Source organism: Aquirufa sp. Wall-65K1 (assembly GCF_054558475.1).
Genome location: NZ_JBPXKD010000005.1, coordinates 149,730 through 175,413, shown reverse-complemented (window position 1 = coordinate 175,413; position 25,684 = coordinate 149,730). Strand labels below are relative to the sequence as shown.

Genomic DNA, 25,684 nt, shown 5'->3' with positions numbered 1-25,684 from the left:
TTCATTCGAAAAAAAACTAAAATCTAATTTGAATAAGAAATATTGATAATATTTTGACCTCAACCATTATTTAATAATTACTCTATCCTTAAAAGTTAAAAACGGCATTTCCAGCACGTATAATAAATTTTCCAATGATTTCATGATGGGAATTTCAGATGTTTAAAAACTAAAAATCACCTTAATGCCTTAAATAATTATATTTTTTAAAAATAAAATGTAAAAGTATTTAGGGATTATTGCTTCTTTAGGAACCTTAGGTCAAATATGCTAGCTAGCTAACCCATGAATTTGAATCATTTATCAGATAATGAATTATTAAACCTGTTAAAGCAGGGTGATAATACTGCGTTTGAGACAATTTATAGAAGACATTGGAAATATATATACGGCTTTGTTTATCAAAATTTAGGTTCTAAGGAAGATGCAGAGGAAATCCTTCATGATTTGATGCTTAGTTTATGGAAAAATAGAGAGGAAAGCAATATTGAGAATTTGAAAGTTTACTTGTTTATAGCTTGCCGAAATTTGATCAATAGATCCATTCGTAATCAAATGAATGTGAGGAAATTCAGAGAGTTCCAATTGTTAAATCAATTACATGAGACAAGTTCAACCGATGAGTTCATGTATTCCAAAGAGTTTGAAATAAGACTTCATGAATTGTTATTGAAAATGCCGGAAAAAACTGCCTTAATTTTTAGAATGAGTAAAATAGAGGAAATGCCGATTAAAAAGATTGCAACTCAATTGGATTTATCTGAAAAAGCAGTTGAATATCATCTTACCAAATCATTGAAATTTCTAAGAGAGAATTTTAAGGATTTTTACTCCGCCAATTAAACAATAAAAAATGACTAAGCAAGAATTTGATACCTTATTGAATAAGTTTGAAAAAGGACAATGTACCCCCGAAGAAGTTCATTTTTTAGAGGAAATTGCTACATCAAATTTTGAAAAAAATTCAGATATAGGTTCCATTTTCAATAAAAAGGAATTACAATCTGAAGAAAATAGAATGTGGAATAAGCTTAATGAAGAGCTATTCTCAATACCTAAAAAAAGAATTTTCATTATTTCAAAAACTGCCATCCAAACACTCGTTGCTGCATGTCTATTTCTGATTACTTGCATTTCCTTTTATTTATACAACCCTCGAATATTCAATCCACAAATTGTTGAAAATAGGGCCTTAGAGACTCGAAATACCACAAATTTAAGTCAAAATATCACATTGCCCGATGGTAGCAGGGTGGTGTTAGAAAAAAACTCGAGCATCATTGTTCAGGAAGATTTTGGTCAAAATAACCGCACTGTCATTTTAAAAGGTAAAGGTTTTTTCCAGGTTGTTCGCAATGAGAAAAAACCATTTTTAGTACGCATGGGTAATTTAGTAACGGAGGTTTTAGGCACAAGCTTTAGAGTTGCTTCTGATAACCAAAATAAATCCATAGAAGTAGCCGTAGTCAGTGGAAAGGTTTCAGTATATGAAAATTCAAAAAAGGGAGTAACAAAAAAAATGAATGGAGTTGTTTTAACTCCAAACCTAAAAGCTATCTACAATACTGAAAACCAAACCATACAAGAATCGATTGTCGAAAATCCAATCTTAATACACTCCAATATCCAAAAATCCGATTTCATGTTTGATGAGATTAGATTTGGAATTTTACGAGATCGCTTCAAATATTTTTATGGGCTTGATATCATTTTTGTCAACCGAGATATTGAAAAATGCCTTTTCACTGGTGATTTAAGTGGTTTGAATTTATACAAACAATTGGACGTTGCTTGTTCCTCCATCAATGCCAAATATGAGATAAGAGGTTCAACCATTTTTATTGATGGAAAATCATGTAACTAAACATCAAATTAATTTATGAATAGCTCCTGAATTGTAAATAAAAAAAGCCGAAGATGTTGGCGCATCTCCGGCCTAAAGGTTCTACCAAAAAAATTGGTAAAACTTAGTTAATGATCGTAAAACCTTAACTACGTAAAAGTATGAACAAATCCCACCTGTTTCCAAAATTGTTTTGGATTACTATGAAAATCACAATACAACAACTAGTACTCTGTCTGGTTTTTTGCACCTTTTCTTATGCTCACTCTGCATATAGTCAATTTGAGCTAAACCAACCTGTTTCCCTACAAATGGAAAAAACAGAGATAAAAAAAGTGCTCTTAACTATTGAAAAGCAAGCAAATGTCAAGTTTGTTTATAGTTCAAGCAATATTAATATGTCTCAAAAGGTCAATATCAATGTGACTAAAAAAAGACTCGACCAAGTATTACAAGAATTATTGCTTCCCATCTCAGTTGAATATTTAGTTAAAGAAAATCGAATAATTCTTAGAAATAGCAATGAAGGTGGTTCTCACCTTTCATCCCAAAATTCTGTACAAGTTGATGAGAGAACCATATCTGGAAAGGTCAAAGATGAAACAGGCCTAGGAATGCCCGGCGTAAACATTAGCCTAAAAGGTACTACTAAAGGTACTCAAACGGATGGAAATGGAAATTTTAGCATTTCGGTTCCTAATGAAAATGCTGTTCTCTTGATTTCATTTGTAGGCTATGCTAGTCAAGAAATAGGCGTTAGGGATAAAAATCAAATTGAGATTTCGCTCAAGCCTGATGTGACAGCACTAGATGAAGTAGTAGTGGTAGGCTATGGAAGTACCCAAAAGGTTAACTTAACCGGCTCTATTTCAACTATAAAATTTGATGAAAAAATCAATAACAGACCTTTAACCAATTCTTCGCAAGCATTGGGAGGAACTGCTTCAGGAGTTTGGGTAAGTCAAAATTCAGGAAAACCAGGAAGTGATGGTTCTCAAATTAGAGTTCGCGGTTGGGGAACACTAAATAACGCCAATCCTTTAATCATTGTGGATGGCGTGGAAGGCACATTTGAACAATTGAACCCTTCGGATATTGAATCAATTTCTGTATTGAAAGATGCAGCTAGTGCTGCAATTTTTGGTTCAAAAGCTGCTAATGGTGTTGTTTTGATTACTACCAAAATGGGCAAAAATAATGAGAAAATGCAAGTCAATGTCAATTCTTATGTGGGTGTCCAGACTTTAGGTATGCGATATAAGACCATCAATAATAGTGCTGATAACATGGAATTGAGCAATAGAGCATTAGTTAATGACGGAGCAAGCCCATTATATTCAACTGATTTAATCAATGCGTTCAGGACTGGGACAGATAACTTTAAATATCCTAACACCAATTGGTTTTCAGAATTATTCAAACCTGCGAAAATTCAAGAACATAATGTGTCCGTTCGCGGTGGTTCTGCACAAACGTCCACTTTTTTATCATTCAACTATTTAAATCAAGAGGGAATGGTTGCCAATACCAACTCTCAGCGATTTAGTTTGAGAGCAAACCTAGATTCTAAAATAAATAATTGGTTGAAAATTAGTGGCCGAGTTAGTTACATTAACCGTCTATCCAAAGAGCCTTATGCGGATATCACCTATGGCTCATTGGGACGTGTTTTTGATATGTTGAGTGGAGCTGCCCCCTTTATTGCTCCCTTTACTAGAGATGGACGTTTTGGTTCTGTTCAAGCGACGGATAAGAATGGAGCTTTATTATATGACAATAGAAATCCTTTAATTGATGCAGCAAACGGACAAACATCGACTCAGGAGAATTTATTGTCAATCAATGCTACTGCCGAAGTGAATTTCACAAAACATTTATCTGTGAAAACAACCTTCGCGGCCAATGGCACCTGGAATTTAGTGGATCGCTACAATAAGAGTGTTTTTGGATACACAGATGCTGGAATAGAAACAATCACCAAAAATTTTAATAGAGAGGGATTAGAAATCAATCGAGGAACAATTTCTGGATTCAATACGAATCTTTTTACGACTATAAATTATAGTAATACTTTCAATAAAGTTCATGAAGTTTCAGCTATTGCAGGTACACAAATAGAATCAAATAAAATTCAAACTCTATATGCTAGAAGAAGCAGTCCACCCAAGGAGGGTTTAACCCAAGTAGATGCTGGGACCTCAGGTATTCAAGGATCAGGAAATATGAATGCATTACGAATTTTATCATACTTCGGTAGGGTAAACTATGCATTTAATCAAAAATATTTGTTTGAAGCTAATTTTAGAGCAGATGCTTCTTCTCGTTTCAAAGAAGGAAATCGCTGGGGATATTTTCCAGGTTTTTCAGCAGGTTGGAGGGTTTCTGACGAAGATTTCTTGAAAAATTCAGATGTCATTTCCAATTTAAAACTTAGGGCTTCTTGGGGAAGATTGGGTAACCAAAACATATCAGATTATTGGCCCTATCTAACCATCATCAACCAAAATAACGCTTTGAGTTATAATTATGGGGGCAAGTTGGCACCAGGTGCTGCAATCACCAATTTAATTGATGAAAACATTACTTGGGAAAAAACTGCTACGACAGATTTTGGTATTGAGATGTCATTTTTTAGAAATAAAATTTCGATTGAAGCAGATTATTTCAGAAAGAAAACAGATGACATCTTAGTTCAATTACCCATTCCGTTGGTATTAGGGGGATTGAATTCGCCATTTGAAAATAAAGGTGAAATGACTAATAATGGAGTTGAAGTTATCTTGAATTATAACAATCAAGTTTCTGACCCCAATAAACTAGGTTTTAGCATTGGATTAAATGCGACCTACATAGATAATATGGTTACTAAATTCGGCACCTCTAGGTCTCCCGATCAATTATACCTTATAAGAGAAGGATATTCTTTTAGAGAATTGTACGGATATAAAGTAGTTGGTATTTACCAATCTGATCGAGAAGCAACGGAGCATATGTTTGCTAATGGATTTAAACCTAAAGCGGGTAATTTGAAATTTGAGGATGTGAATAACGATGGCAAATTGGGCTTTGAAGATAAGCAGTCAATTGGAAATACCATTCCTAAGGTGACTTTCGGCATATCTCCTTCCTTTAAGTTTAAAGGATTTGATTTGAATATTTTGATGCAGGGAATTCTAGGCGTCAATATGTTTAATCAAAATAACTTCACCAATCTAACTTATGAAAATAGAGTTATTGGGGAAAGGTGGTTAAACTCATGGACTCCAACCAATACCAATACGAATATTCCTATGGCTAGATTTGATAACTCGTGGAATAGTTCTCAATCATCTTTTTGGGTAAATAAAGTAGATTTTGTCAAGCTGAAAAATATTCAGTTAGGATATAGTGTACCCGAAAAAATTTCAACTAAATATGGTTTGAAAAAAGCATATATATACGTCAATGCCCAAAACATGTATACCCTTGTGAACAATGATTTTGACGGCTATGATCCAGAAAAGAACACCTTTGATTCCAGTACCAATCAATATCCAGTTCCAAGAATTGTGACATTAGGCATTAATTTAAACTTCTAAGATCATGAAAAAAATATATAACTACCTATTCATATTTTTATTAAGCTTTTGTATTAGTTGTTCTGACCAGTATTTGGAGATTTTTCCGGAGGATAAAATTACTACTGCAAATTTTCCACAAAATGAAGCTGATATTAAGCTTGCATTAAATGGGGTATATTCTTTGCTAAGAGAGTCCTCTATTTACAATGAGGGTTTATTTGGCTTTGGAGTATTGGATGGAGCGACTCCCAATGCTTTTAATTGGGGAAATTTCCCCATCACTAAAATGGGTAACGGGCAACTGTCATCCACAGATGCCGACATTATTACTTTCCGATGGACTAGATGCTACGCCATTATTTTTAGAGCTAATTATTTATTGAAAGCTTTGGATCAAGTTAAATTATCGGATGCAGCTAAAAATACATATAAAGGTGAAGCTCATTTTTTAAGGGGCTTAGCTTATTCATTATTAGCTGATGCATATGGTGGAGTACCTATCGCGAACAGTGCCCTGACTACGGATGAGGCACGTGTTATTGCTAGAGCCTCCAAAGAAGCCACTTGGAACCAGGTGATTGCCGATTATGACGTAGCCATTCAAAATTTGGGCATCAAAGCTCCAGAGGTGGGCAGAGCAGATAAGGGTGCTGCCTTGGGGTTGAAGATGAGAGCTTATTTGTATCAAAATATGTATGATAAAGTTCTTGAAGTAGCACAGCAAATTGAAGCACTAAATAAGTACTCTTTATTTCCAAGCTATGAAGGACTTTTTAAGCAGGAAAATGAAAATAACTCGGAGGTAATATTTGATGTACAATATATTTCTGGTGAAAATTCTCAAGGTTCATTTCATGATCAATTTTGCGGAACAGGAACAGGTAGTTTTACCCGTGGTTCTCGATATGTTCCAACAGATAATTTAGTTGATGCTTATGAGACTATTGACGGAAGTCCGGTTAATCCAAATGATAAATTCAAAAATCGTGATCCTCGTTTGGAGTTTACAATCGTAATTCCTGGTTCATATATTTTAGGTTTTCGCTTCCCTAATTACATTTACCCGGGTGGGGCATTTAATCATCCAGGAAACAGATTAAAACACCTCAGCGCACGTAAATACAGAGAAAGCCAAATGGCCAACTTACCTACTTCAGGTCAATCTGCTATTAATAATATTGTCATGCGATACGCAGATGTTCTATTAGCCAAGGCTGAGGCAATGATTGAATTAAATAAAAATATTGATGAAGCTATAGCAATCATAAACAGAATCAGAACGGAAAGAAAAGATGTTAAAATCTCACTAATCCCAACAGGATTATCCCAACAAGAAGCCAGAATTAGATTAAGAAAAGAACGTAGAATTGAATTTGCTTTGGAGGGTCTGTATTGGTCCGATATTAGACGCTGGAATATTGGTAAAGATATTTATCCAGTAGTAGTTAAAGATCATTTGGGCGGTGTAATTGAAACTAAATTCCCAACGGGTTATTTAGATTATTACAACTTATTGCCTATACCTGTAAATGAGTTATCTCTAAATCCGAACTTAGTTCAAAATCCCAAATGGTAAAACATCAATCAGAAAAAATCTTATTATAAGTACAAGTTGATAGTTAAATTTATCGGGAGGAGTCAATCTGACCCTCCCGATTTTTGTTCAAATTTCTATGGTTTATTTTGAAGTACCATTAGAAACTATTTGATACAATCTGTTTTGTTTATTTAAATTTAAAACAAATGAAAAAGAGCGTTTTTACTGTTTTGGTTTGGTGTTTGAGTGGATGTTTGTTACTGGCACAAAATAAAAAGCCTAATATTTTAATTATACTAACTGACGACCTCGGTTATCATGATGTTTCTTATTACGACAATAAAGACGTAAAAACACCCAATATTGACAACTTAAGGAAAGACGGAATGAAGTTTGATTATTTCTATTCAAATTCTCCCGTTTGCGCTCCTACTAGAGCCTCACTTATGTCTGGTCGTTATCCAGATTTTGTTGGAGTGCCTGGCTTAATTAGATATAATAAAGAGAATAATTGGGGCTATTTGAATCCAAGTACGATATTACTACCTAAGGTTTTAAAAAAAGCAGGGTATCAGACCGCACACATTGGTAAGTGGAATTTAGGTTTAGAATCACCCAATCTACCCAATGAAAAAGGCTTTGATTATTTCCATGGCTGGTTAGAAGATATGATGGAAGATTATTGGACTCACCTTCGCCACGGTATAAACTTCATGCGTTTAAACAATAAAAAAATTGAACCTGAAGGACATGCAACAGATTTATTTACCCAATGGTCTGTAGAATATATTCAAAAACAAAGTCAAAGTAAAAATCCATTTTTCCTCTATCTTGCTTATAATGCTCCTCATTTTCCGGTACAACCATCTCAAGCATGGTTAGATAAAGTTATTGCAAGAAACCCTGGTATAAATGAAAAGAGAGCTAAGTTGGTTGCATTAATTGAACATTTGGATGATGGAATTGGCCAAGTAATTGATGCGCTTAAGAAATCAGGTCAATATGAAAACACCATCATTATTTTCACTTCTGACAATGGAGGACATCTACCAGATTTGGCCAATAACGGAGAATTAAGAGATGGAAAGCAGAGTATGTATGAAGGTGGAATCCGAGTACCGACAGTCATAACTTGGCCTAAAAAAATTGAAAAAGCTTCCAGTTCTGTTCAAGTAAATTTGACGATGGATATTTTTCCAACAATGTTAGAATTAGTAGGCATACCTATGCCCCATAAAGTCGAAGGAAGGAGTTTTGCTTCAGTTCTTTTAAATAAAGATGTAAAACAAACTGAGCGACCTTTATATTTCACGCGCAGAGAAGGTGGTATTCAATACGGTGGAAAAGCCTATCATGCTGTCAGATTGGGTGATTGGAAACTTTTACAAAATTCTCCTTTTCAACCTTATGAACTTTACCATCTAAAAAATGACCCACTGGAGAAAAACAATCTGGTTAATTCGAATCCAGAAATGGTCAAAAAATTAAACAATTTATTAATGACTTTCATTCAAGAAGGCGGAAGAGTCCCTTGGCAAAAACCTTAAAAATAACGTTTTATGAAACTTAAACTATTTTTTATACCCCTTGTTCTTTTGTTCACTTTTTTTCAATTGAACGCGCAGTCGTCAAAGAAAAGAAAACCCAACTTCATCGTTATTTATACGGATGATTTAGGTTATGGAGATTTAGGCACCTACGGAAATCCGGTAATTAAGACCCCAAATTTAGATAGAATGGCTTATGAAGGCCAAAAATGGACCAATTTTTACGTGGCTTCTAATGTTTGTACTCCGTCTAGAGCTGCATTGATGACAGGTAAACTACCTGTACGGATAGGGATGGAAAGTTATAAACGAAGGGTTTTATTTCCGGATTCAAAAGGTGGACTACCAGAGGCAGAATTAACCATTGCCGAAATTCTAAAAATGAATAATTACCAAACTGCATTGGTGGGTAAATGGCACTTGGGGCATCTAAAACAATTTGCTCCCAATAATAATGGATTTGATTACTATTTTGGGATACCTTATTCCAATGATATGGATCGAAAAGCTGGATCTACATTTGAAAAATTATTTACACCAGAAATTCAAGATTTCAATGTTCCTCTTATGCGTAATAATGAAATTATAGAAAGACCTGCAAACCAAAATACCATTACACAAAGATATACCGAGGAGTCTGTTGACTTCATTAAAAGAAATAAGGATAAATCTTTCTTTTTGTATTTAGCGCATTCAATGCCTCATATTCCTCTTTTTGCTGGAAAAAATTTCAAAGACAAAAGCATCAGAGGATTATATGGAGATGTTATTGAAGAATTAGATTGGAGCGTTGGACAAGTAATGAAAACGTTAAAAGAATTACACCTAGATGAAAATACCTATGTCATTTTTACTTCTGACAATGGCCCATGGAAATTATTCAAAGAGCAAGGAGGTTCTTCGGGTTTATTGTTCGGAGCTAAAGGTACCAGCTATGAAGGAGGTATGCGTGTGCCATTTATTGTTTGGGCTCCTAGCAATATTAAACCTAAAGTTGAAATGAAGATGGGAAGTACATTAGATATTTTACCTACTCTATGCAGTTTAGCGAAAATTGAAATACCTAATCAAGTTAAAACAGATGGCTACGACCTAAGTCCCTTAATGGTTCAGAATAAAGATGTCAATCCAAGAAATGAAATGTTTTTTTACCATGCTACTGATTTATTTGCGGCAAGATTGGGAGACTACAAATTATACTATTTAAAGAATAATCCCATTGGATATCCTGAAAAGATAGAAAAACTAGAAAAACCTCAATTATTCAATTTATCGATAGATCCCTCTGAGCAATATGACATTGCAAGTAAAAATGAGAAAAAAGTAGAGGAGATAAATGAATTAGTAAGAAAACATAAAGCAGGCATGATTCCTGTTAAGAGTAATTTAGAAGACTAATTATGAAGCAATATAGCCAAATTTTGTTTTTGATAGCCTCACTTAATACTTATCATGTTAAGTCATTCGGGGTTCAGCTTTGTCCAGATACTTCTAAAATAACATCGTGTAAGGTAACTATACCCAATAGACGATCGGGATTCATTCAAAAATCCAAAGAAGTTGAAGTTTCAAAAATAAATAAACACCTAAATAATGTGGCCCAATCTAAAAATTCTATGAAACTTAAATAATTTTCCCATTACAAAAAGTTTAATTAAAGGCTGTTCAGTATTCAAATCTGACCCCTAAACCTATCCCCATAAAAGTATAAGCCTGCAAAATAATTTTTGTAGGCTTATTATTTATTGAAAACATGAAAATTTCCTTAAAAAGTCTGATCCCTTGAGAATTCCATTATATACAGTCTACCTGTGCTAAATAGTTTATTTTCAAATATCCGCATGGTTAAATCAACCCAGACAAAGCATTTCTTTAATTCCCATTAGGTATAAACTGCTGGTACAAGCTATCTAAATACGCAGCTAAATCCCTGTCCTTTTGTGTTATTACATGACCTGCATCATGGCTAGTCAATGAAATCTGAATCTTGTTATAGGTGTTTGTCCAAGTTGGGTGATGATCTATTTGACCAATATACCCAGAAGCTAATTGCATGAAACGCAAGGCCTCCTCAAATGAATCAAACACAAAGGTTTTGATTAAAGCTTGATTTTCTTCTTGCCACGTAGACATACTGGTAGATTTTATAAGTTCAATAGACATTAGCGCAAAGATCACTTCATCCAAGCAGCTAAATCATATTTTCAGATTGGTTAATGCTTTGCAAATATTCACTTGGCGACTGCCCTGTTACCCGCTTAAAGGATCTATTAAAAGCAGTTTTGGAATTAAATCCAGCCTCAAAGGCCACCGCTAAAAAGGTGTAATTTTGAAACTTCGGATCATCTAATTTTTCCTTAAAAGCCTCTGTCCTATACGTATTAATGAAGTCAAAAAAGTTTTTCTGAAAGGAATCATTCAAGGTTTTTGACATCACATGTGGCGAAACATTCAACTGATTTGCCAAATCATTTAAGGTCAATTTGGGATTCAAATAAGGTTTTGATTGCACCATTATTTCAACAATTCTCTCGGCCAGTTCATCTTTAACAACTTCCTTATTACCCGGCACATAGGTATTTTCTCTTTGAATGGGTGTATTTAGGTCTATTTCACTTTCAGATCCTAAAATATTATGCTTCTGCGAAATTTTGAAAATCTCCGGCTGGTGTATGGCATAATAGCCCAAGAAGAATGGTAAAGAAGCAAATACCACCCAAATTAGATCCACAATCTGGCTACTTAATAAGGTTAAGTCCTCATCGATGACAAAGCCTAGCAAATATAAAATCAAGGCTAAAAAGCCTAAAATGATGCAGGCTAAATAGATGATTTGGGTAATACCTAAATAACTCAAATTCTCCTCAAAGGATGAACTTATTTTACTTTTTTCGAGGTAAATATCTAAGATCTTTCTGAATTTATTCCACTGAATCAAATTCCAAATAATCCCCGCTGACCCAATTAACAAAAATAGAATTTGGAAAGAGGGCTCATGGTTTAGTTGAGCATATCGGAACGTATTATAATCTAAATTAAAATAGGGTAAATAGATCAAAGCCTGAAGTAAACTTGGCAGGTAAATCCACCGCCATTTAATTTTAAAATCGCTCGATTTAAACAATAACTTTTCAATATATAAATGATATAAAGGAGCAAATGCAAAAACGATAAAATCAGGCAAAAGCAATAACTTGGGAAATTCTTGAGCTATATTTCGATCAGCCGACACAATTTTCAATAAGAGGGTAAGGGAAATGACGCCTATTAATGAAATCAACCAACGGTTAGCTAACCAGTTAGAATTTTGAATGGTTGGAATAGCAATCATCAATAAAATTCCACTAAAACTGGCAAACAATAAAAAAAGACTGTATAAGTCGAAAAAATTGAAGATCCCTGTGAGGTCTTCCCAGTTTTCCACCTCGATATTTATTTTATGCTCAATATCCCTAGGATTCCATTTTAACTTTTCTGCCCTTTCTATTTTCCTATTGGGCCGGGCTTTACCATTGCTATAACATTCCACAGAAGCCCAATTTCCCCGGGTAATTTTGTATTGAATTTCAGTCAACTCAGAAAGAACGGTAGTTCTATACGAACCATCCGCATGTTGAATTAATAGGTAATTTTCATCTTTAGGATTCCAATTATTGAAATTCCCCGTGACATACAATTTAGCATCAAACGGAGTAGCCGCTGGAATTTTATTTACGATAATGCGGTAGGTAGCTTTCTTCTCCCACCCTAATAATTGAATGATGTGAATTTTGGAGGTATCTTGAGACTTGATTTCAAACTTCCTATTGCCACTGACATTTCCGTCTTTGGTTCCTTCTACCAGATGCCAAGTCCCTTGGGTAATTTTATATTCAAAAGTACGTACACTATCAGGTATGCTTACTTCATAGTTTCCATTTGATTTTTTTTTGAATTGAAACCTAGGGTCTCCCGGGTCCCAATTATTAAAATCAGCCGCTAGGTAAAAGTCTCCTTTTGGTAATAATTTTTGTGTAGGGGCTATTAACTCCAACTTATGCTGGGCCAAGGTCATGTGACATAGGACCATCAGTAAAGGAAGCAAGGTGAACCTAAGCAAAGCGTATTTAAATGGAGAGCCTATCATGGCAAATTTATTATCGGGTGCCTTTTTATTGTTGTTCCACTTTATAAAATGATTCGTACAATTAATTGTAATTTATTCATTTACAGACAATTGTACTAATTCATTATTTTTTATTAGGAATTAAAGTGGGGCGAATCTAATGCTTTAGTCCTTTAATTTTGAGTTTTTAAAAAAATATTTTTTAACAAATTTTAATCATGTCTATGAAAGCTAAATTTACTAGCTGGATCGAGGGATTTAACCAAGGGAAAGGAAAGAGTATTTTCTTGACTTTATCATTGGTTATTTTTTCCGTTTTTTCGGTCATTGCTCAGCAGACCATTAGTGGTACTGTTAATTCCAAGGAAGGCCCCATACCCGGAGCTTCAGTTGCGGTTAAAGGCACCAGCAAAGGTGTTTCAGCTGATGCAAAGGGTCAGTTCACTCTAGCAAATGTTTCCTCCAACAATGTGTTGATTATCTCCTCCATAGGATACATCACTAAAGAGGTAAGCGTTGGAAACCAAACTTCTTTTAGCATCCAGTTGGAATCTGATTCACAATCCCTGAACGAGGTGGTGGTGATTGGTTATGGATCTCAGAAAAAGAAAGATTTGACGGGTTCTGTGGTTTCAATTTCCTCCGTTGATTTTCAAAAAGGAAATATTGTTTCCCCTGACCAATTAGTAGCTGGTAAAGTAGCCGGAGTTCAAATTACCTCCAATGGCGGTGCACCGGGTGCAGGTTCAACCATCCGAATTCGTGGTGGTTCTTCTTTAAATGCCAATAATGACCCTTTAATTGTTATCGATGGTGTACCTCTTGACAATAACGGTATCTCTGGTGCAGCTAATGCCTTGTCATTCATCAACCCGAATGACATTGAGTCTTTCAACGTACTGAAAGATGCTTCTGCCACCGCTATCTATGGATCAAGAGCCTCCAATGGTGTCATTTTAATCACGACCAAAAAAGGTAAAAAAGGAGATGACATTAAGGTTTCAGTAAGCTCAGTAGCCTCATCAGCACAAGTTCGTTCTTACCTAGATGTGTTATCTGCCGCTGATTTCACCTCGATGATTTCGGCAAAAGGAAGCGCTGCTCAAAAGGCTTTGTTAGGCAAGTCATCTACGGATTGGCAAAAAGAAATATACCGCAACGCCATCTCGATCGATAATAATGTGAGCATTACTGGTTCCATTAAAAATATGCCGGTTCGTGCATCGGTGGGTTATTTGAACCAAAACGGTATCTTAAAAACATCCAACATGGACCGTATTTCTACGGCCATAGGTTTAAGTCCTAGCTTTTTTAATAACTCGTTGAAGGTTGATTTAAATCTAAAGTCATCTATCATCAATAATATTTTTGCTAATCAAGGAGCTATCGGAACGGCTGTAGGATTTGATCCTACTCAATCCATTCAAGGCTCAGAATTTGGTGGATATTTTGAATGGTTAGATCCTGCCACCAAGAAACCTAACTCTTTGGCTCCGAAAAACCCGGTAGCTCTATTAGAACTACAAAATGACAAATCGACCGTTAAGAGAACGATTGCCAATGCCGTTTTTGATTATAAAATGCCTTTTCTACCTGAATTAAGAGCCAATGCCAACCTGGCGATTGATAAGTCTTCTTCAGAAGGAAGCATTTTTGTTCCTGCCGGAATCGCTAATTCCTATGACCGTGGTGGAAAAAATGGCACCTATTCTCAAACCAAGGATAATAAAACCTTTGAGTTTTATTTAAACTATGTGAAAAGCATTGGTATGCATAAAATAGATGTCATGGGTGGTTATTCTTACCAAGATTTCTTACGAGACAATACGGATTTGGATAAGAATATTGCTGGAACGGTTTATAATAATACCTACTATAAAACACAAAATACGCTAGTTTCTTTTTATGGTAGAGCTAACTATTCATTAAACGACAAGTATTTATTAACCTTTACCTTGCGTAATGATGGTTCATCAAGATTCTCTCCAGAAAATCGTTGGGGTGTTTTCCCAAGTGCAGCCGCTGCCTGGAAAATCTCAGAGGAATTTAAAAATTCAGAGCTTATTTCCGATTTAAAATTACGTTTGGGTTGGGGTGTAACGGGTCAGCAAGATGTATTTAGTGATTATCCTTATTTGGCTCGCTATACTATTTCTGAACCTAATGCTCAGTACCAATTAGGAAGCACATTTTCAAATACCTTGAGACCTGAGGGATATGATGCCAATATTAAATGGGAACAAACTACCACCAAAAACATTGGCTTGGATTTTGGATTCAAAAAGATTGGAATCACTGGTTCGATCGATGTATATCAGAAAGACACCAAAGATTTATTGTCTGTCATACCAGTACCTGCTGGCTCTAACTTAACCAACCAAATCTTAACCAATGTGGGTAATTTAGAAAATAAGGGAGTTGAAGTGACCTTAAATTTCAACCCAATTCATACAGCTACGGTAAATTGGGATTTTGGTGTTAATGCCACCTACAATCAGAGTAACATCACCAATTTAACGAAAGTTCCAGATCCTAGCTACCAAGGTATATTAGTTGGTGGAATTTCAGGCGGGGTTGGTAACACCATTCAGATTCACTCCTTGGGATATGCGCCTTATACATTTTATGTGTACCAGCAGGTGTATGATCCTAGTGGAAAGCCCCTTGAAGGACTTTATGTAGACCGTAATAATGATGGCAAAATCTCTTCAGATGACCGTTATCGCTTTGAATCCCCTAATTCCAAGTATTTCTTAGGAGCTTCGTCCAATCTACAAATTAAGGACTTTTCATTTGGCTTTGTATTGAGAGCCAATATTGGAAATTACATGTACAACAACATTAATTCCAATAATGGTATTTATCGTGCGGCTACAGGAGGTAATAACTTTTTATCGAACCTAGTACCCAATGTTTATGAAACAAACTTCAATAACACGCAATACTTCTCCGATTATTACATTCAAAATGCTTCATTTTTACGTGTAGATAATATCAACTTTGGTTATAATTTGAACAGACTTTTACAGGCTAAAAAATTCAACGCAAATTTGTCTTTGAATATTCAAAATGCGTTTATCCTGACAAAATATAAAGGCCTAGACCCTGAAGTTGGAGGTGGAATCGATAACAACATGTATCCAAGACCACGCACTGTTTCATTGGGCTTACAAGTGAATTTTTAATCGTTAAATCGTACAAAAATGAAATCAACATACATCACATTTGCTAAAGGCTTGAGCTTAAGTATCATCTTAAGTATCATGGCCTCTTGTACGGGAGATCTCAACAGAGTCCCATTCATTGAGGTAACCTCAGCTACCGTATTCAAAGATCCAGCTAATTACAAACCTTTATTGGCCAAATTATATGCAGGATTGGCTGTTTCGGGTCAACAAGGTCCCGCTGGAAAACCAGATATTTCTGGAATTGACGAAGGTTTTTCAACCTATTTACGTCAATATTTTAAGGCTCAAGAATTACCAACTGACGAAGCAGTTATTGGTTGGAATGACGGAAGTTTACCGAGTTACCATACCATGACCTGGACTTCTGGAAATGAGTTTATCACCGCGATGTACAACCGTATTTATTACCAAATTGGAATTTGCAATGAATACATCCGCGAAACTTCAGATGAGAAATTAGCTTCTAGAGGAATTACTTCTCCAGAAATTAAAATGTACCGTGCAGAAGCTCGTTTTTTAAGAGCCTTAAGCTATTATCATGCATTAGACATGTTTGGTTCTGTACCATTTGTAACGGAGAAAGATGCCGTAGGTTCATTTTTACCAAAACAAATTTCAAAAGCTGATTTGTTTGCTTACATCGAATCAGAACTGAAGGCCATCGAAGGCGATTTGGCAGAGCCAAGAAAGAATGAATATGCCCGTGCTGATAAAGCAGCTGCTTGGACCTTATTAACCAAGCTATATTTAAATGCCGAAGTATACATCAATTCAGGAAAATATACGGAGGCCATTACCTCAGCAAAGAAGGTAATTAGCGCAGGTTATGCCCTAGAATCAAAATACCAAAATTTGTTTTTAGCAGACAATCATAAATCGGCAGAAATCATTTTCCCGATTGCTTTTGATGGAACAAAGACAAAAACTTGGGGTGGTATGACCTTCATCGTGCATGCTCCCGTAGGTGGTAAAATGAACCCTGCCGAATTTGGTATCAATGGTGGCTGGGGTGGTTTAAGAACTACGCAGCAATTTGTAGATCATTTTGATGACAAAACAGGAAAAACAGATACTAGAGCTATGTTTTTTACCGATGGACAAAACAAGGAGGTAGCGGATATTTCATCATTCAATGATGGATATGCCATCACAAAATACAAAAATGTGACTTCTTCAGGTGTTAAAGGTTCTGATTCAGAAGGAAACTTCCCGGATACCGACTTCCCAATGTTCCGTTTGGCAGATGTCTATTTGATGTATGCTGAAGCCGTTTTACGTGGTGGATCGGGTGGAGATTTGACAAGCGCTTTACAATATGTGAATGCTTTACGTAATCGTGCCTACAATGGTACTGGTGGCAATGTAAGCACCTTAAACTTAGATTTAATCATCAAGGAAAGAGGAAGAGAATTGTATTGGGAATGTCACAGAAGAACGGATTTAATTCGCTTTAAAATGTTTACTGGCTCAAGTTACCTTTGGGCATGGAAAGGTGGATCTAAATCGGGTGCAGGAGTTTCAGATAATCTGAAATTGTTCCCTATTCCATCTTCTGATATCGTGGCGAATCCGAATTTAGTTCAAAATGCAGGCTATTAATTAGGGCTTTACTCATAAAAAAATACAATTATGAAAAAATCATTGTTCAAACTATTTTCACTTCTAGTCTTCAGCTTAGGCTTGTTGTCTTGTGAAAAAGAATTCATTCAACCTATTTTGACCGCTACTGCCGGTCCAAATATCACCTTGTCTAAATCATCCATTGTTTTGATTAAAGAGCAAGTTGCGAATGAGGCGGTAACCATCAGCTGGCCAAAGCCAGACTACGGTTTTAATGCCGCAGCTACTTACACCATTTTAATTGATAAAAAAGGTGGCGATTTTTCTAAATCTGTGGCGATTGCCGTAGGTGGTGATTTGAAAAAAACGTTCAAAGTGGGCGAATTAAACCCCATTTTATTACAGCTAGGACTTAAAGCGGGTGTTGCGTCTGGAGTTGATTTCAAACTTCAATCGGTAATTGGACCAACAACTTCATTTATCTCTCCAGTAGCTAGTATTACCATTACTCCGTTTTTGGATAAGTTAGACCTAACTACCAATTGGGGCGTTGTGGGAAGTGCCACTCCAGGCGGCTGGAATGGGCCAGATTTGCCATTTTACAAGACCGACATAGCGAATGTATTTGTGGCTTATGTGGATCTAGCGGTTGGTGAAATTAAATTCAGAACTGATAATAAATGGGACTATAATATTGGAGATGGTGGTTCAGGTACATTGAAAGTTAATGGCGACAATATTAAGGTTAATGCCGCTGGCACTTACAAAGTAACCATAGATTTGACTAAGAACACCTTCACCATGGTTCCATATACTTGGGGTATCGTGGGTTCGGGGACTCCAAATGGCTGGGGTGGACCAGATGTGCCTTTCTGGTATGATCCTGCCACTGACCAATGGAGAGCCATTGCCAAATTAGTGAAGGGTGAAATCAAAATTCGATTTAATAATGACTGGGGGCTAAATTATGGAGATGATGGAGCGAATGGTTCATTAGAATCAGGTGGTGCTAATATAGCCATTGCGGTGGATGGATTTTATTTGGTGACTTTCAACCAAAAAGAGTTGAAGGTAAAAATTGAAACCTTCAAAGTTTGGGGTATTGTTGGAAGTGCCACAGCCAGCGGCTGGGGTGGACCCGACATGAAATTTAGACCTGATTTTGGTACAGAAGGCCTTTGGTATCTAAATAACATCTCATTAAGCGCCGGTGAAGTTAAATTCAGATTGAATGATGACTGGGGTGTGAATTACGGAGATGATGGTGCCAATGGATCATTAGAGTCTGGCGGAGCTAACATAGCTGTAGGTTCAGCGGGTGTATACAATGTTAAGTTGGACTTCAGAAATCCAGCCGCCCCTACCTATACGTTGATTAAAAACTAAAATGGTTTTCAAAAAATCAAATGTATTTCATAAGTAAAAACCAATAAACATTTGGGCCTGTGGCATTTCACAGGCCTAAATGCTGGTTTTCTCTTCCTTCGTTAAAAAATGCATTTCAAAACTTCAACTCAATTAGCGGCTAATTGACTAGTATTTTATTGAAAAAAAATAGCTGAAATCCTAGGTAATCTTTCCTATTTGAAAACGATTTAACCCATGAAAAACTTCTTATATCTACTTTTACTTACTCTTCATTTTACTTCGTTTTCCCAAGAGAAATCGATACAAATAGAACCAATGAATTGGTGGGTAGGAATGAAAAATCCTAATCTTCAATTGGTTTTAAGAGGACCTCAAATTAAGGGGGCTCAGGTGAAATCCTTACGACCTGGTTTTAAAGTGGTGAAAACCCATGTGGCAGATAGCGACAATTACCTATTTGTGGATTTTCTGATAGAAAAATCAGCCAAGCCAGGTGAGTATCCGCTTCAAATCATGAAAGAGGGTAAAGTACTAGCTACTATCCCCTATTCCCTACAATCTCGTGTGGCTGGTAGCCAAAACCGAGAAAGTTTTAGTTCCAAAGATGTTATATACCTGATTACCCCAGACCGCTTTGCCAATGGAGATAAAAGTAATGATACCCATTCTGCCCTACTGGAGAAGGATGTGGACCGTTCCAAATTATTTACTCGACATGGAGGCGATATACAGGGGATTATTGACCGTTTGGACTACATTAAAAAAATGGGATATACCGCTATTTGGAATATGCCCTTATTGGAAAATGATCAACAAGTTCAAAGCTATCATGGGTATTCCATTACCAATCATTATAAAATAGATCCTCGATTTGGAAGTAATGAGAAATTCAAAGAATTATGTACCGAGGCAAATAAGCGTGGAATCAAAATCATATCTGATATCGTATTGAATCATATTGGTAGCGGACATTATTGGATGAAGGATTTACCGTTCAAAGATTGGATTAATCATGGTGCTACATTTACCTCTACGAATCATCACCGTGAGGCACAACAAGACCCTCACCGTTCTTTAGCAGATACAAAAGGTTTAGTGGATGGTTGGTTTGTACCCACGATGCCTGACATGAATCAAAATAACCCATTCTTAGCCAAATATATCATTCAGAACACCATTTGGTGGATTGAGTACGCAGGCTTAGGAGGATTACGAATAGACACCTATCCCTATTCAGAAAAGAGCTTTTCGAATGCTTGGACTTTAGCTATTTCCAATGAATACCCTAAGTTTAATATGGTGGGTGAAGAATGGTCCCTAAATCCCATCATCCCATCCTATTGGCAAAAAGGTAAAATCAATCCAGATGGCTACCGTTCTGGCTTACCTAGTTTAATGGATTTCCCGCTACAAAATGCCATTTTTGAGGCTTTAACAGAACCTGAATCATGGAATCAAGGCTTATTAAAACTATATTCTGTGTTATCGTATGACCTGATTTATGCCAACCCATATAACCTAGTTATCTTCTTGGATAACCATGATATGAGTCGTTTTTATACGCAAGTCAAAGAAGATACCGATTTATATAAAATAGGCCTTTCTTTAATTAGTACCTTAAGAGGTATTCCACAGATTTATTACGGGGCAGAAATCAATTTCGCCAATCCAAAGAGTAATGAACATGGTGAAATTAGAGGAGATTTTTTAGGTGGCTGGCCGGGTGACACTCGCGATGCCGTATCGGGAAATCAACTCAATTCCAAGGAAAAGAACACGCAAGAATTTCTGGCTAAATTACTGAATTGGAGAAAAGGCAATGAGGCAGTAACCCAAGGTAAAATGTTGCATTTTGCACCTAAAAATGGCATTTACACCTATTTTCGATATACCGAAAAATCAAAAGTCATGGTTATTGTCAATAAAAATGCACAGGAGAGTCAGGTTGATCCAGGATTGTATAAAGAAATCTTACCAGCCAATGCTCAGCTAAAGAATGTAATTAATGGACAAATTTCTAAATTAGGGAATTACATCAAGGTAGATCCTAAATCAGCCCTCATTGTGGAGGTCCTATAATGATGCCATTCAAAAAGCAATTCTTCTTTTTATTTCTTTTTTTAGTGCAGCTAAAAGCTCTTGGTCAAGTTTCGACCCAAGAGCTTTTTCCTAGTTCAGAGAGTGAAATCAACATCCTGGTAGACCTAAAAAAAGCCAAAGATGCCAGAGCTAGTGGACTATTAGGAAAAACATCTGATGTGTATTTATGGTCTGGTGCAGGATCTAGCGAAACAGGAAGTGCTTTCCAATTTCAACCCAATGGTCAAAGTAATTTCTCTCTACCCTTTGAAAAGGGTAAAATGACCCCACTGGGAAACGATGTGTGGTCGATTAAACTCACTCCAAGAAGCTATTATGGCGTACCTGTGGGTACCCCCATTGTAAAATTAGGACTCCTTTTAAAAAGTGGTGACGGCAAAAGTCAAACCGAAGATTTTGTCTTAAACCTCTATACCGGTTCATTAGCCGTTAAATGGTTAAGTCCAACTGAAAAATTCACGCTAAGTGAAGCCAACAAAACTGTCCAAATTCGGGCTCAATTTTCTGCGAAATCAAAAGCTGAATTGAAGGTAGGCTCCACGCTTATTTGGAGTCAGAGCGCTGCTGATTCCGTCAATATTAGCTATACCTTGAGTGCAGAACAGGGGAAATCGTATCAATTTGTCATTAGTCTAGAGGCGGGAAATAGCAGTACCAAGGATTCCATTCAAGTATTAACTAAGCCCCAAGTGACCATTAAGGATCGTCCAGCCGGACTTAAAGATGGTATCACCGTGGTCAACGATCATGTTTATTTAAGCTTATATGCTCCTTTGAAAAGTTTTGTATATGCCATCGGAGAATTTTCCAATTGGAAGGTAGATCCTAGCTATTTGATGTATCGAACAAGCGATGGAAACCGCTATTGGATGGATTTGGGTAGCATACCTCCTGACCAAGAAATTGCCTACCAATATTACATTGATGGAAATTTAACGGTAGCCGATCCTTTAGCTGACAAAATATTAGATCCCAATAACGATGGGTATATTTCGGCAAAGACGTACCCAAACCTAAAAAAATATCCGAGTGGTAGCAGTGGCATCGTATCGGTGTTATCCAGAGAACAAAGCGAGTATCCATGGAAAGTAAAGAACTTTGTCAGACCTGATCAGCGAAATTTACATATTTATGAATTGTTAGTTCGCGATTTTATTGCGGACAAACGATATGTGACAGTAGCAGATTCCTTACCCTATCTCAAGAAATTAGGTATTAATGCCTTGGAATTAATGCCCATCATGGAGTTTACAGGAAATGATTCCTGGGGTTATAATCCCATTTTTTACTTAGCTCCTGACAAAGCCTATGGCACCAAAAATGATTTAAAATATTTAATTGACAAATGCCATGAAAATGGGATTGCCGTGATTTTAGATATGGTGTTAAATCAAGCAGACTTAGAAAACCCTTACGTCAAAATGTATTGGGATGGATCTAAACCTACGGCCAATAGCCCCTTTTTTAATGTAACAGCCACACATCCTTTTAGCGTGTTTTTTGATTTTAATCATGAAAGCCCACATACCCAATGGTTGGTCGATACGGTCTGTCAGTATTGGTTGACAGAATTCAAAATGGATGGCTTTCGATTTGATTTATCCAAAGGATTTACCCAAACCAACTCAGGTACGAATGTTGATTTATGGGGCAAATATGACGCCAGCCGAGTTAAAATATGGAAAAGAATATTTAATAAAATTCGATCTTATGATAGCAATGCCTATGTCATATTAGAACATTTTGCGGAAAATGCAGAAGAGAAAGAATTGAGTGATGATGGAATGATGCTTTGGGCCAATTCGAAATTTGATATGGCTAAAATTTTACAAGCCTACCCTACCAATTATGATTGGATATCGTACAAGAAAAGGGGATTTGCTAAGCCACATTTAGTGAATTATATCGAAAGCCATGATGAAGAGCGTTTGATGGTTGAAATGGCCAGTACTGCCGCTAGGAAGGTATTCACAAACAGTGAAAAACTGGAACGAATGAAAATGGCTGCTGCTTTGTTTTATACCATTCCAGGCCCTAAAATGATCTGGCAATTTGGCGAATTGGCTTATGATGTGTCTATCAATACCAATGGCCGGACAGGAGCAAAACCCCTTCTTTGGAATTATTTACAAGATACTGAGCGGGTAAAATTATTGGGTGTATACCAACAATTTGGGAATTTAAAGTTGACTAAACCCATTTTCCAAACAACAGATTTCACCCTAGATGTAGCCAATGAAGTAAAGCAAATCCAGTTGAGCCAAGGAAACTCTCAAGTCGCCCTGGTAGCAAATTCGAGTCCCGATACCCAAACAGTCTTATTTACTTTTCCCGTGACAGGTAAGTGGTATGATTACTTCAGTGGTAAATCATTTGACGTCACCAATAAAACCCTACCTATTAAATTAGCCAGTGGGGAGTTTCACCTATTTGTGAACGAGGCTTGGAATAATAAAAATCTACAACTAGTTCCGTGGGATGTTCCAAGTTTTCAAATTTTAGCCATAGAAAAGGAAAAGACGAAGTCATTACACCTATACCCAAATCCAACTCAAGACAGGGTTCACTTAACATGGGAGGCTGGGGCAGCCTCGGAAGTGGAACTGAAAATCATGGATAATTTAGGCAGATTAATCCTGAGCAAGACCATCCAACAAATACCCAATAGCGAAAACGTGTATGAATTCTCCAAAATGAATGTATTGAATACGGGCATTTACTTGATTCAACTTGGAAATTCTATGGCCAAGTTAATCGTTGAATAAGGAGGATTGGGGATACTGAACTAACAACTGAGCCGATAACATAGTAAATGTTGGCTACTTATTTTTATATTTCAGGATTAATTATTTAATCTTAGCATGCCCTGCCCAAGGACAAAGCCATAAGGCAAGAAAACTGAGGCAGATGTCATTTTGAATTATGAGACTAAAAATAGGGCTATCATTTTTACTTCTTTCGATTATAACCCAAAGCTTTTCCCAAGGTAAAAACCAATTCATCACCACCGATGTCTTGGTGGTAGGTGGTACTGCCAGTGGAATATGCGCCGGCATTCAATCTGCTCGCTTGGGTGTCAAAACCTTAGTGGTGGAAAATACGAGCTGGTTAGGTGGTATGTTAACTTCTGCTGGGGTCTCAGCTTTTGACGGGAACCAACATTTACCTTCCGGACTATTTGGGGAATTTAGACAAAAAATCTATGAGCACTATGGAGGGACTAAGGCCGTATCCACTGGTTGGGTAAGTAATGTGCTGTTTGAACCCCATGTAGGAGATGCTATTTTCAAACAAATGGCAAATAAGGAAAGGCATTTAAGCATTCTGTATCACTACGAATTTAAAGAAGTTCTGAAAAAAGGAAACAAGATTACAGGCGCCCTTTTTTACCATAAAAAAAATCATAGTTTGTTACGTGTGCAGGCAAAGCGGGTCATTGATGCCACAGAACTTGGAGATGTCCTATACTCAGCCAAGCTACCCTATGATGTGGGAATGGAATCCAATGACAAGACGGGAGAACAAGTCAATTTTTCAGGCCAAAGCGATATCATCCAAGACCTCACCTATGTTGGTATTCTAAAAGATTATGGAAAACCCCAAAAACTTATTCCAAGACCAATCCATTATGATCCAACGGAATTTGATGGTAGCAATACCGATTTTTACCATGATTTAAGTAGAAAAAAGCCCAGTGTCAATGCAAAAAAAATGCTGGAATACGGGAAATTGCCCAATAATAAATACATGTTGAATTGGCCTATTTATGGTAATGACATTTACCTTCAAATCATTGATAAATCTCCAGAAGAACGAGCTAAGATGATAGAACAAGCCAAACAACAAACCTTGCGGTTTATTTATTTCATCCAAAAGGACCTAGGTTTCACTCATCTTTCTTTAGCAGATGATGAATTCCCGACAGATGATAAGTTGGCTTTATATCCTTATTACCGCGAATCTAGGAGAGTACATGGGATGGTAAGAATGCTGGTTCAACACATCTCCAAGCCTTTCGATACACCTCAACCTTTATATACGACTGGTATTGCCGTGGGAGATTATCCCGTGGACCATCACCATAAAAAGAATTTAGCGGCTCCACAGCACCTAGAATTTTTCCCTGTCCCTTCATTTAATATTCCTCTGGGGACTTTGATACCCAAAAACAACGACCAAGTCATCATTGCGGAAAAATCCATCAGTGTGTCCAATATAGTCAATGGAACCACTCGCTTACAACCTTGCGTCATGCAAATAGGACAAGCGGCAGGCGTTTTAGCTGCTTTAAGCATACAGCAAGGAATAGCGCCTAAAGACATATCCATACGGAAATTGCAACAAACACTCCTTGATGCCCAAGCCTATATCATGCCTTACAAAGACGTGAGCCTTCAAGAAAAGTATTTTAAATCGGTTCAAAAAATCGGGGCGATAGGATTAATTAGAGGAACTGGCGTATCAGAAGGTTGGAGTAATGCTACCTATTTTAAACCAAATGAACCCGTAGATCTGGCTATCTTTTTACAAAAATGGACAGAAAAATTTGCCAACCCGATTTCGGAAAATAATCCACACATGAAAGTGGAAGATGCCTTGAAATTAGCAAGCCTCCTTAAAAATGTTAGCCATCAAAAAATGATGGACGACTTTCAGAGCAATTGGAAAAGAAAAGGACTGGCTAATTTCGACTTGAATCGACCAATTTTGAGGTATGAATTAGCAGAAATTTTAGACTGCTACGATGTCTTTCAACGATTTGAAGTGGACATGTATGGCTTTACCAAAAAATGATGGAAGGTTTGACAAAGCGATTATTAATTGCTTTGTTGGGTAAAACACCTACTGCCATCACTTTCAAATAAGTTGCCACTTA

14 protein-coding genes are annotated in these 25,684 nt (G+C 36.6%); 12 read left to right on the top strand and 2 right to left on the bottom strand.

The features are described from left to right. The first annotated feature begins 285 nt into the window (after positions 1–285). The 6 genes from ACST15_RS09845 (at position 286) to ACST15_RS09820 (ending at position 9,885) form a co-directional block, all read left to right on the top strand. A complete protein-coding gene (locus ACST15_RS09845; protein WP_459454487.1) occupies positions 286–843 on the top strand; it encodes an RNA polymerase sigma factor in 558 nt (185 codons plus the stop codon). 10 nt (positions 844–853) lie between these two features. Beyond that, entirely contained in the window at positions 854–1,864 is a 1,011-nt protein-coding gene (locus ACST15_RS09840) for a FecR family protein (protein ID WP_459454486.1), read from the top strand. Positions 1,865–2,241: 377 nt separating this feature from the next. Next, positions 2,242–5,421, top strand: coding sequence for a SusC/RagA family TonB-linked outer membrane protein (locus ACST15_RS09835; RefSeq protein ID WP_459454485.1), 3,180 nt, complete (start codon positions 2,242–2,244; stop codon positions 5,419–5,421). A 4-nt stretch (positions 5,422–5,425) separates the two neighbouring features. Further along, on the top strand, positions 5,426–6,979 hold the full coding sequence (locus ACST15_RS09830; RefSeq protein ID WP_459454484.1) for a RagB/SusD family nutrient uptake outer membrane protein: 1,554 nt from the start codon (positions 5,426–5,428) through the stop codon (positions 6,977–6,979). A gap of 167 nt (positions 6,980–7,146) precedes the next feature. Then, positions 7,147–8,487, top strand: coding sequence for a sulfatase family protein (locus ACST15_RS09825; protein ID WP_459454483.1), 1,341 nt, complete (start codon positions 7,147–7,149; stop codon positions 8,485–8,487). A gap of 12 nt (positions 8,488–8,499) precedes the next feature. Then, entirely contained in the window at positions 8,500–9,885 is a 1,386-nt protein-coding gene (locus ACST15_RS09820) for a sulfatase family protein (RefSeq protein ID WP_459454482.1), read from the top strand. A 474-nt stretch (positions 9,886–10,359) separates the two neighbouring features. Here the strand turns inward: ACST15_RS09820 and ACST15_RS09815 are convergent, their stop codons facing one another. Continuing rightward, positions 10,360–10,620, bottom strand: a complete 261-nt coding sequence (locus ACST15_RS09815; protein ID WP_459454481.1) for a 4a-hydroxytetrahydrobiopterin dehydratase — start codon at positions 10,618–10,620, stop codon at positions 10,360–10,362. Between the two features lie 58 nt (positions 10,621–10,678). After that, complete coding sequence (locus ACST15_RS09810) at positions 10,679–12,613, bottom strand: helix-turn-helix domain-containing protein (protein ID WP_459454480.1); 1,935 nt, start codon at positions 12,611–12,613, stop codon at positions 10,679–10,681. A gap of 203 nt (positions 12,614–12,816) precedes the next feature. On the opposite strand from ACST15_RS09810, the gene ACST15_RS09805 reads away from it, so the two are divergent. The 6 genes from ACST15_RS09805 to ACST15_RS09780 all read left to right on the top strand — a co-directional run bounded on the left by ACST15_RS09805 (position 12,817) and on the right by ACST15_RS09780 (position 25,602). Next, a complete protein-coding gene (locus tag ACST15_RS09805) occupies positions 12,817–15,777 on the top strand; it encodes a SusC/RagA family TonB-linked outer membrane protein (RefSeq protein ID WP_459454479.1) in 2,961 nt (986 codons plus the stop codon). Between the two features lie 18 nt (positions 15,778–15,795). Then, positions 15,796–17,379, top strand: coding sequence for a RagB/SusD family nutrient uptake outer membrane protein (locus ACST15_RS09800; RefSeq protein ID WP_459454478.1), 1,584 nt, complete (start codon positions 15,796–15,798; stop codon positions 17,377–17,379). 30 nt (positions 17,380–17,409) lie between these two features. Then, positions 17,410–18,726 carry a SusE domain-containing protein gene (locus ACST15_RS09795; RefSeq protein ID WP_459454477.1) on the top strand — a complete coding sequence of 439 codons (1,317 nt, stop codon included), beginning with the start codon at positions 17,410–17,412 and terminating at the stop codon, positions 18,724–18,726. A 216-nt stretch (positions 18,727–18,942) separates the two neighbouring features. After that, positions 18,943–20,787, top strand: a complete 1,845-nt coding sequence (locus tag ACST15_RS09790) for a glycoside hydrolase family 13 protein (RefSeq protein ID WP_459454476.1) — start codon at positions 18,943–18,945, stop codon at positions 20,785–20,787. Further along, positions 20,787–23,573 carry an alpha-amylase family glycosyl hydrolase gene (locus ACST15_RS09785; protein ID WP_459454475.1) on the top strand — a complete coding sequence of 929 codons (2,787 nt, stop codon included), beginning with the start codon at positions 20,787–20,789 and terminating at the stop codon, positions 23,571–23,573. The genes ACST15_RS09790 and ACST15_RS09785 overlap by 1 nt, the downstream gene beginning before the upstream one ends. A gap of 157 nt (positions 23,574–23,730) precedes the next feature. Beyond that, the gene (locus ACST15_RS09780; RefSeq protein ID WP_459454474.1) at positions 23,731–25,602 is read left to right on the top strand and encodes an FAD-dependent oxidoreductase; all 1,872 of its coding nucleotides are present in this window, start codon (positions 23,731–23,733) and stop codon (positions 25,600–25,602) included. Positions 25,603–25,684: the final 82 nt, after the last annotated feature.

Bases quoted from the DNA above. Each gene is read 5' to 3' on its own strand.
- ACST15_RS09845 (WP_459454487.1), top strand. From the start codon at position 286: ATGAATTTGAATCATTTATCAGATAATGAATTATTAAACCTGTTAAAG.
- ACST15_RS09840 (WP_459454486.1), top strand. From the start codon at position 854: ATGACTAAGCAAGAATTTGATACCTTATTGAATAAGTTTGAAAAAGGA.
- ACST15_RS09835 (WP_459454485.1), top strand. From the start codon at position 2,242: ATGTCTCAAAAGGTCAATATCAATGTGACTAAAAAAAGACTCGACCAA.
- ACST15_RS09830 (WP_459454484.1), top strand. From the start codon at position 5,426: ATGAAAAAAATATATAACTACCTATTCATATTTTTATTAAGCTTTTGT.
- ACST15_RS09825 (WP_459454483.1), top strand. From the start codon at position 7,147: ATGAAAAAGAGCGTTTTTACTGTTTTGGTTTGGTGTTTGAGTGGATGT.
- ACST15_RS09820 (WP_459454482.1), top strand. From the start codon at position 8,500: ATGAAACTTAAACTATTTTTTATACCCCTTGTTCTTTTGTTCACTTTT.
- ACST15_RS09815 (WP_459454481.1), bottom strand. From the start codon at position 10,620: ATGTCTACGTGGCAAGAAGAAAATCAAGCTTTAATCAAAACCTTTGTG.
- ACST15_RS09810 (WP_459454480.1), bottom strand. From the start codon at position 12,613: ATGATAGGCTCTCCATTTAAATACGCTTTGCTTAGGTTCACCTTGCTT.
- ACST15_RS09805 (WP_459454479.1), top strand. From the start codon at position 12,817: ATGAAAGCTAAATTTACTAGCTGGATCGAGGGATTTAACCAAGGGAAA.
- ACST15_RS09800 (WP_459454478.1), top strand. From the start codon at position 15,796: ATGAAATCAACATACATCACATTTGCTAAAGGCTTGAGCTTAAGTATC.
- ACST15_RS09795 (WP_459454477.1), top strand. From the start codon at position 17,410: ATGAAAAAATCATTGTTCAAACTATTTTCACTTCTAGTCTTCAGCTTA.
- ACST15_RS09790 (WP_459454476.1), top strand. From the start codon at position 18,943: ATGAAAAACTTCTTATATCTACTTTTACTTACTCTTCATTTTACTTCG.
- ACST15_RS09785 (WP_459454475.1), top strand. From the start codon at position 20,787: ATGATGCCATTCAAAAAGCAATTCTTCTTTTTATTTCTTTTTTTAGTG.
- ACST15_RS09780 (WP_459454474.1), top strand. From the start codon at position 23,731: ATGAGACTAAAAATAGGGCTATCATTTTTACTTCTTTCGATTATAACC.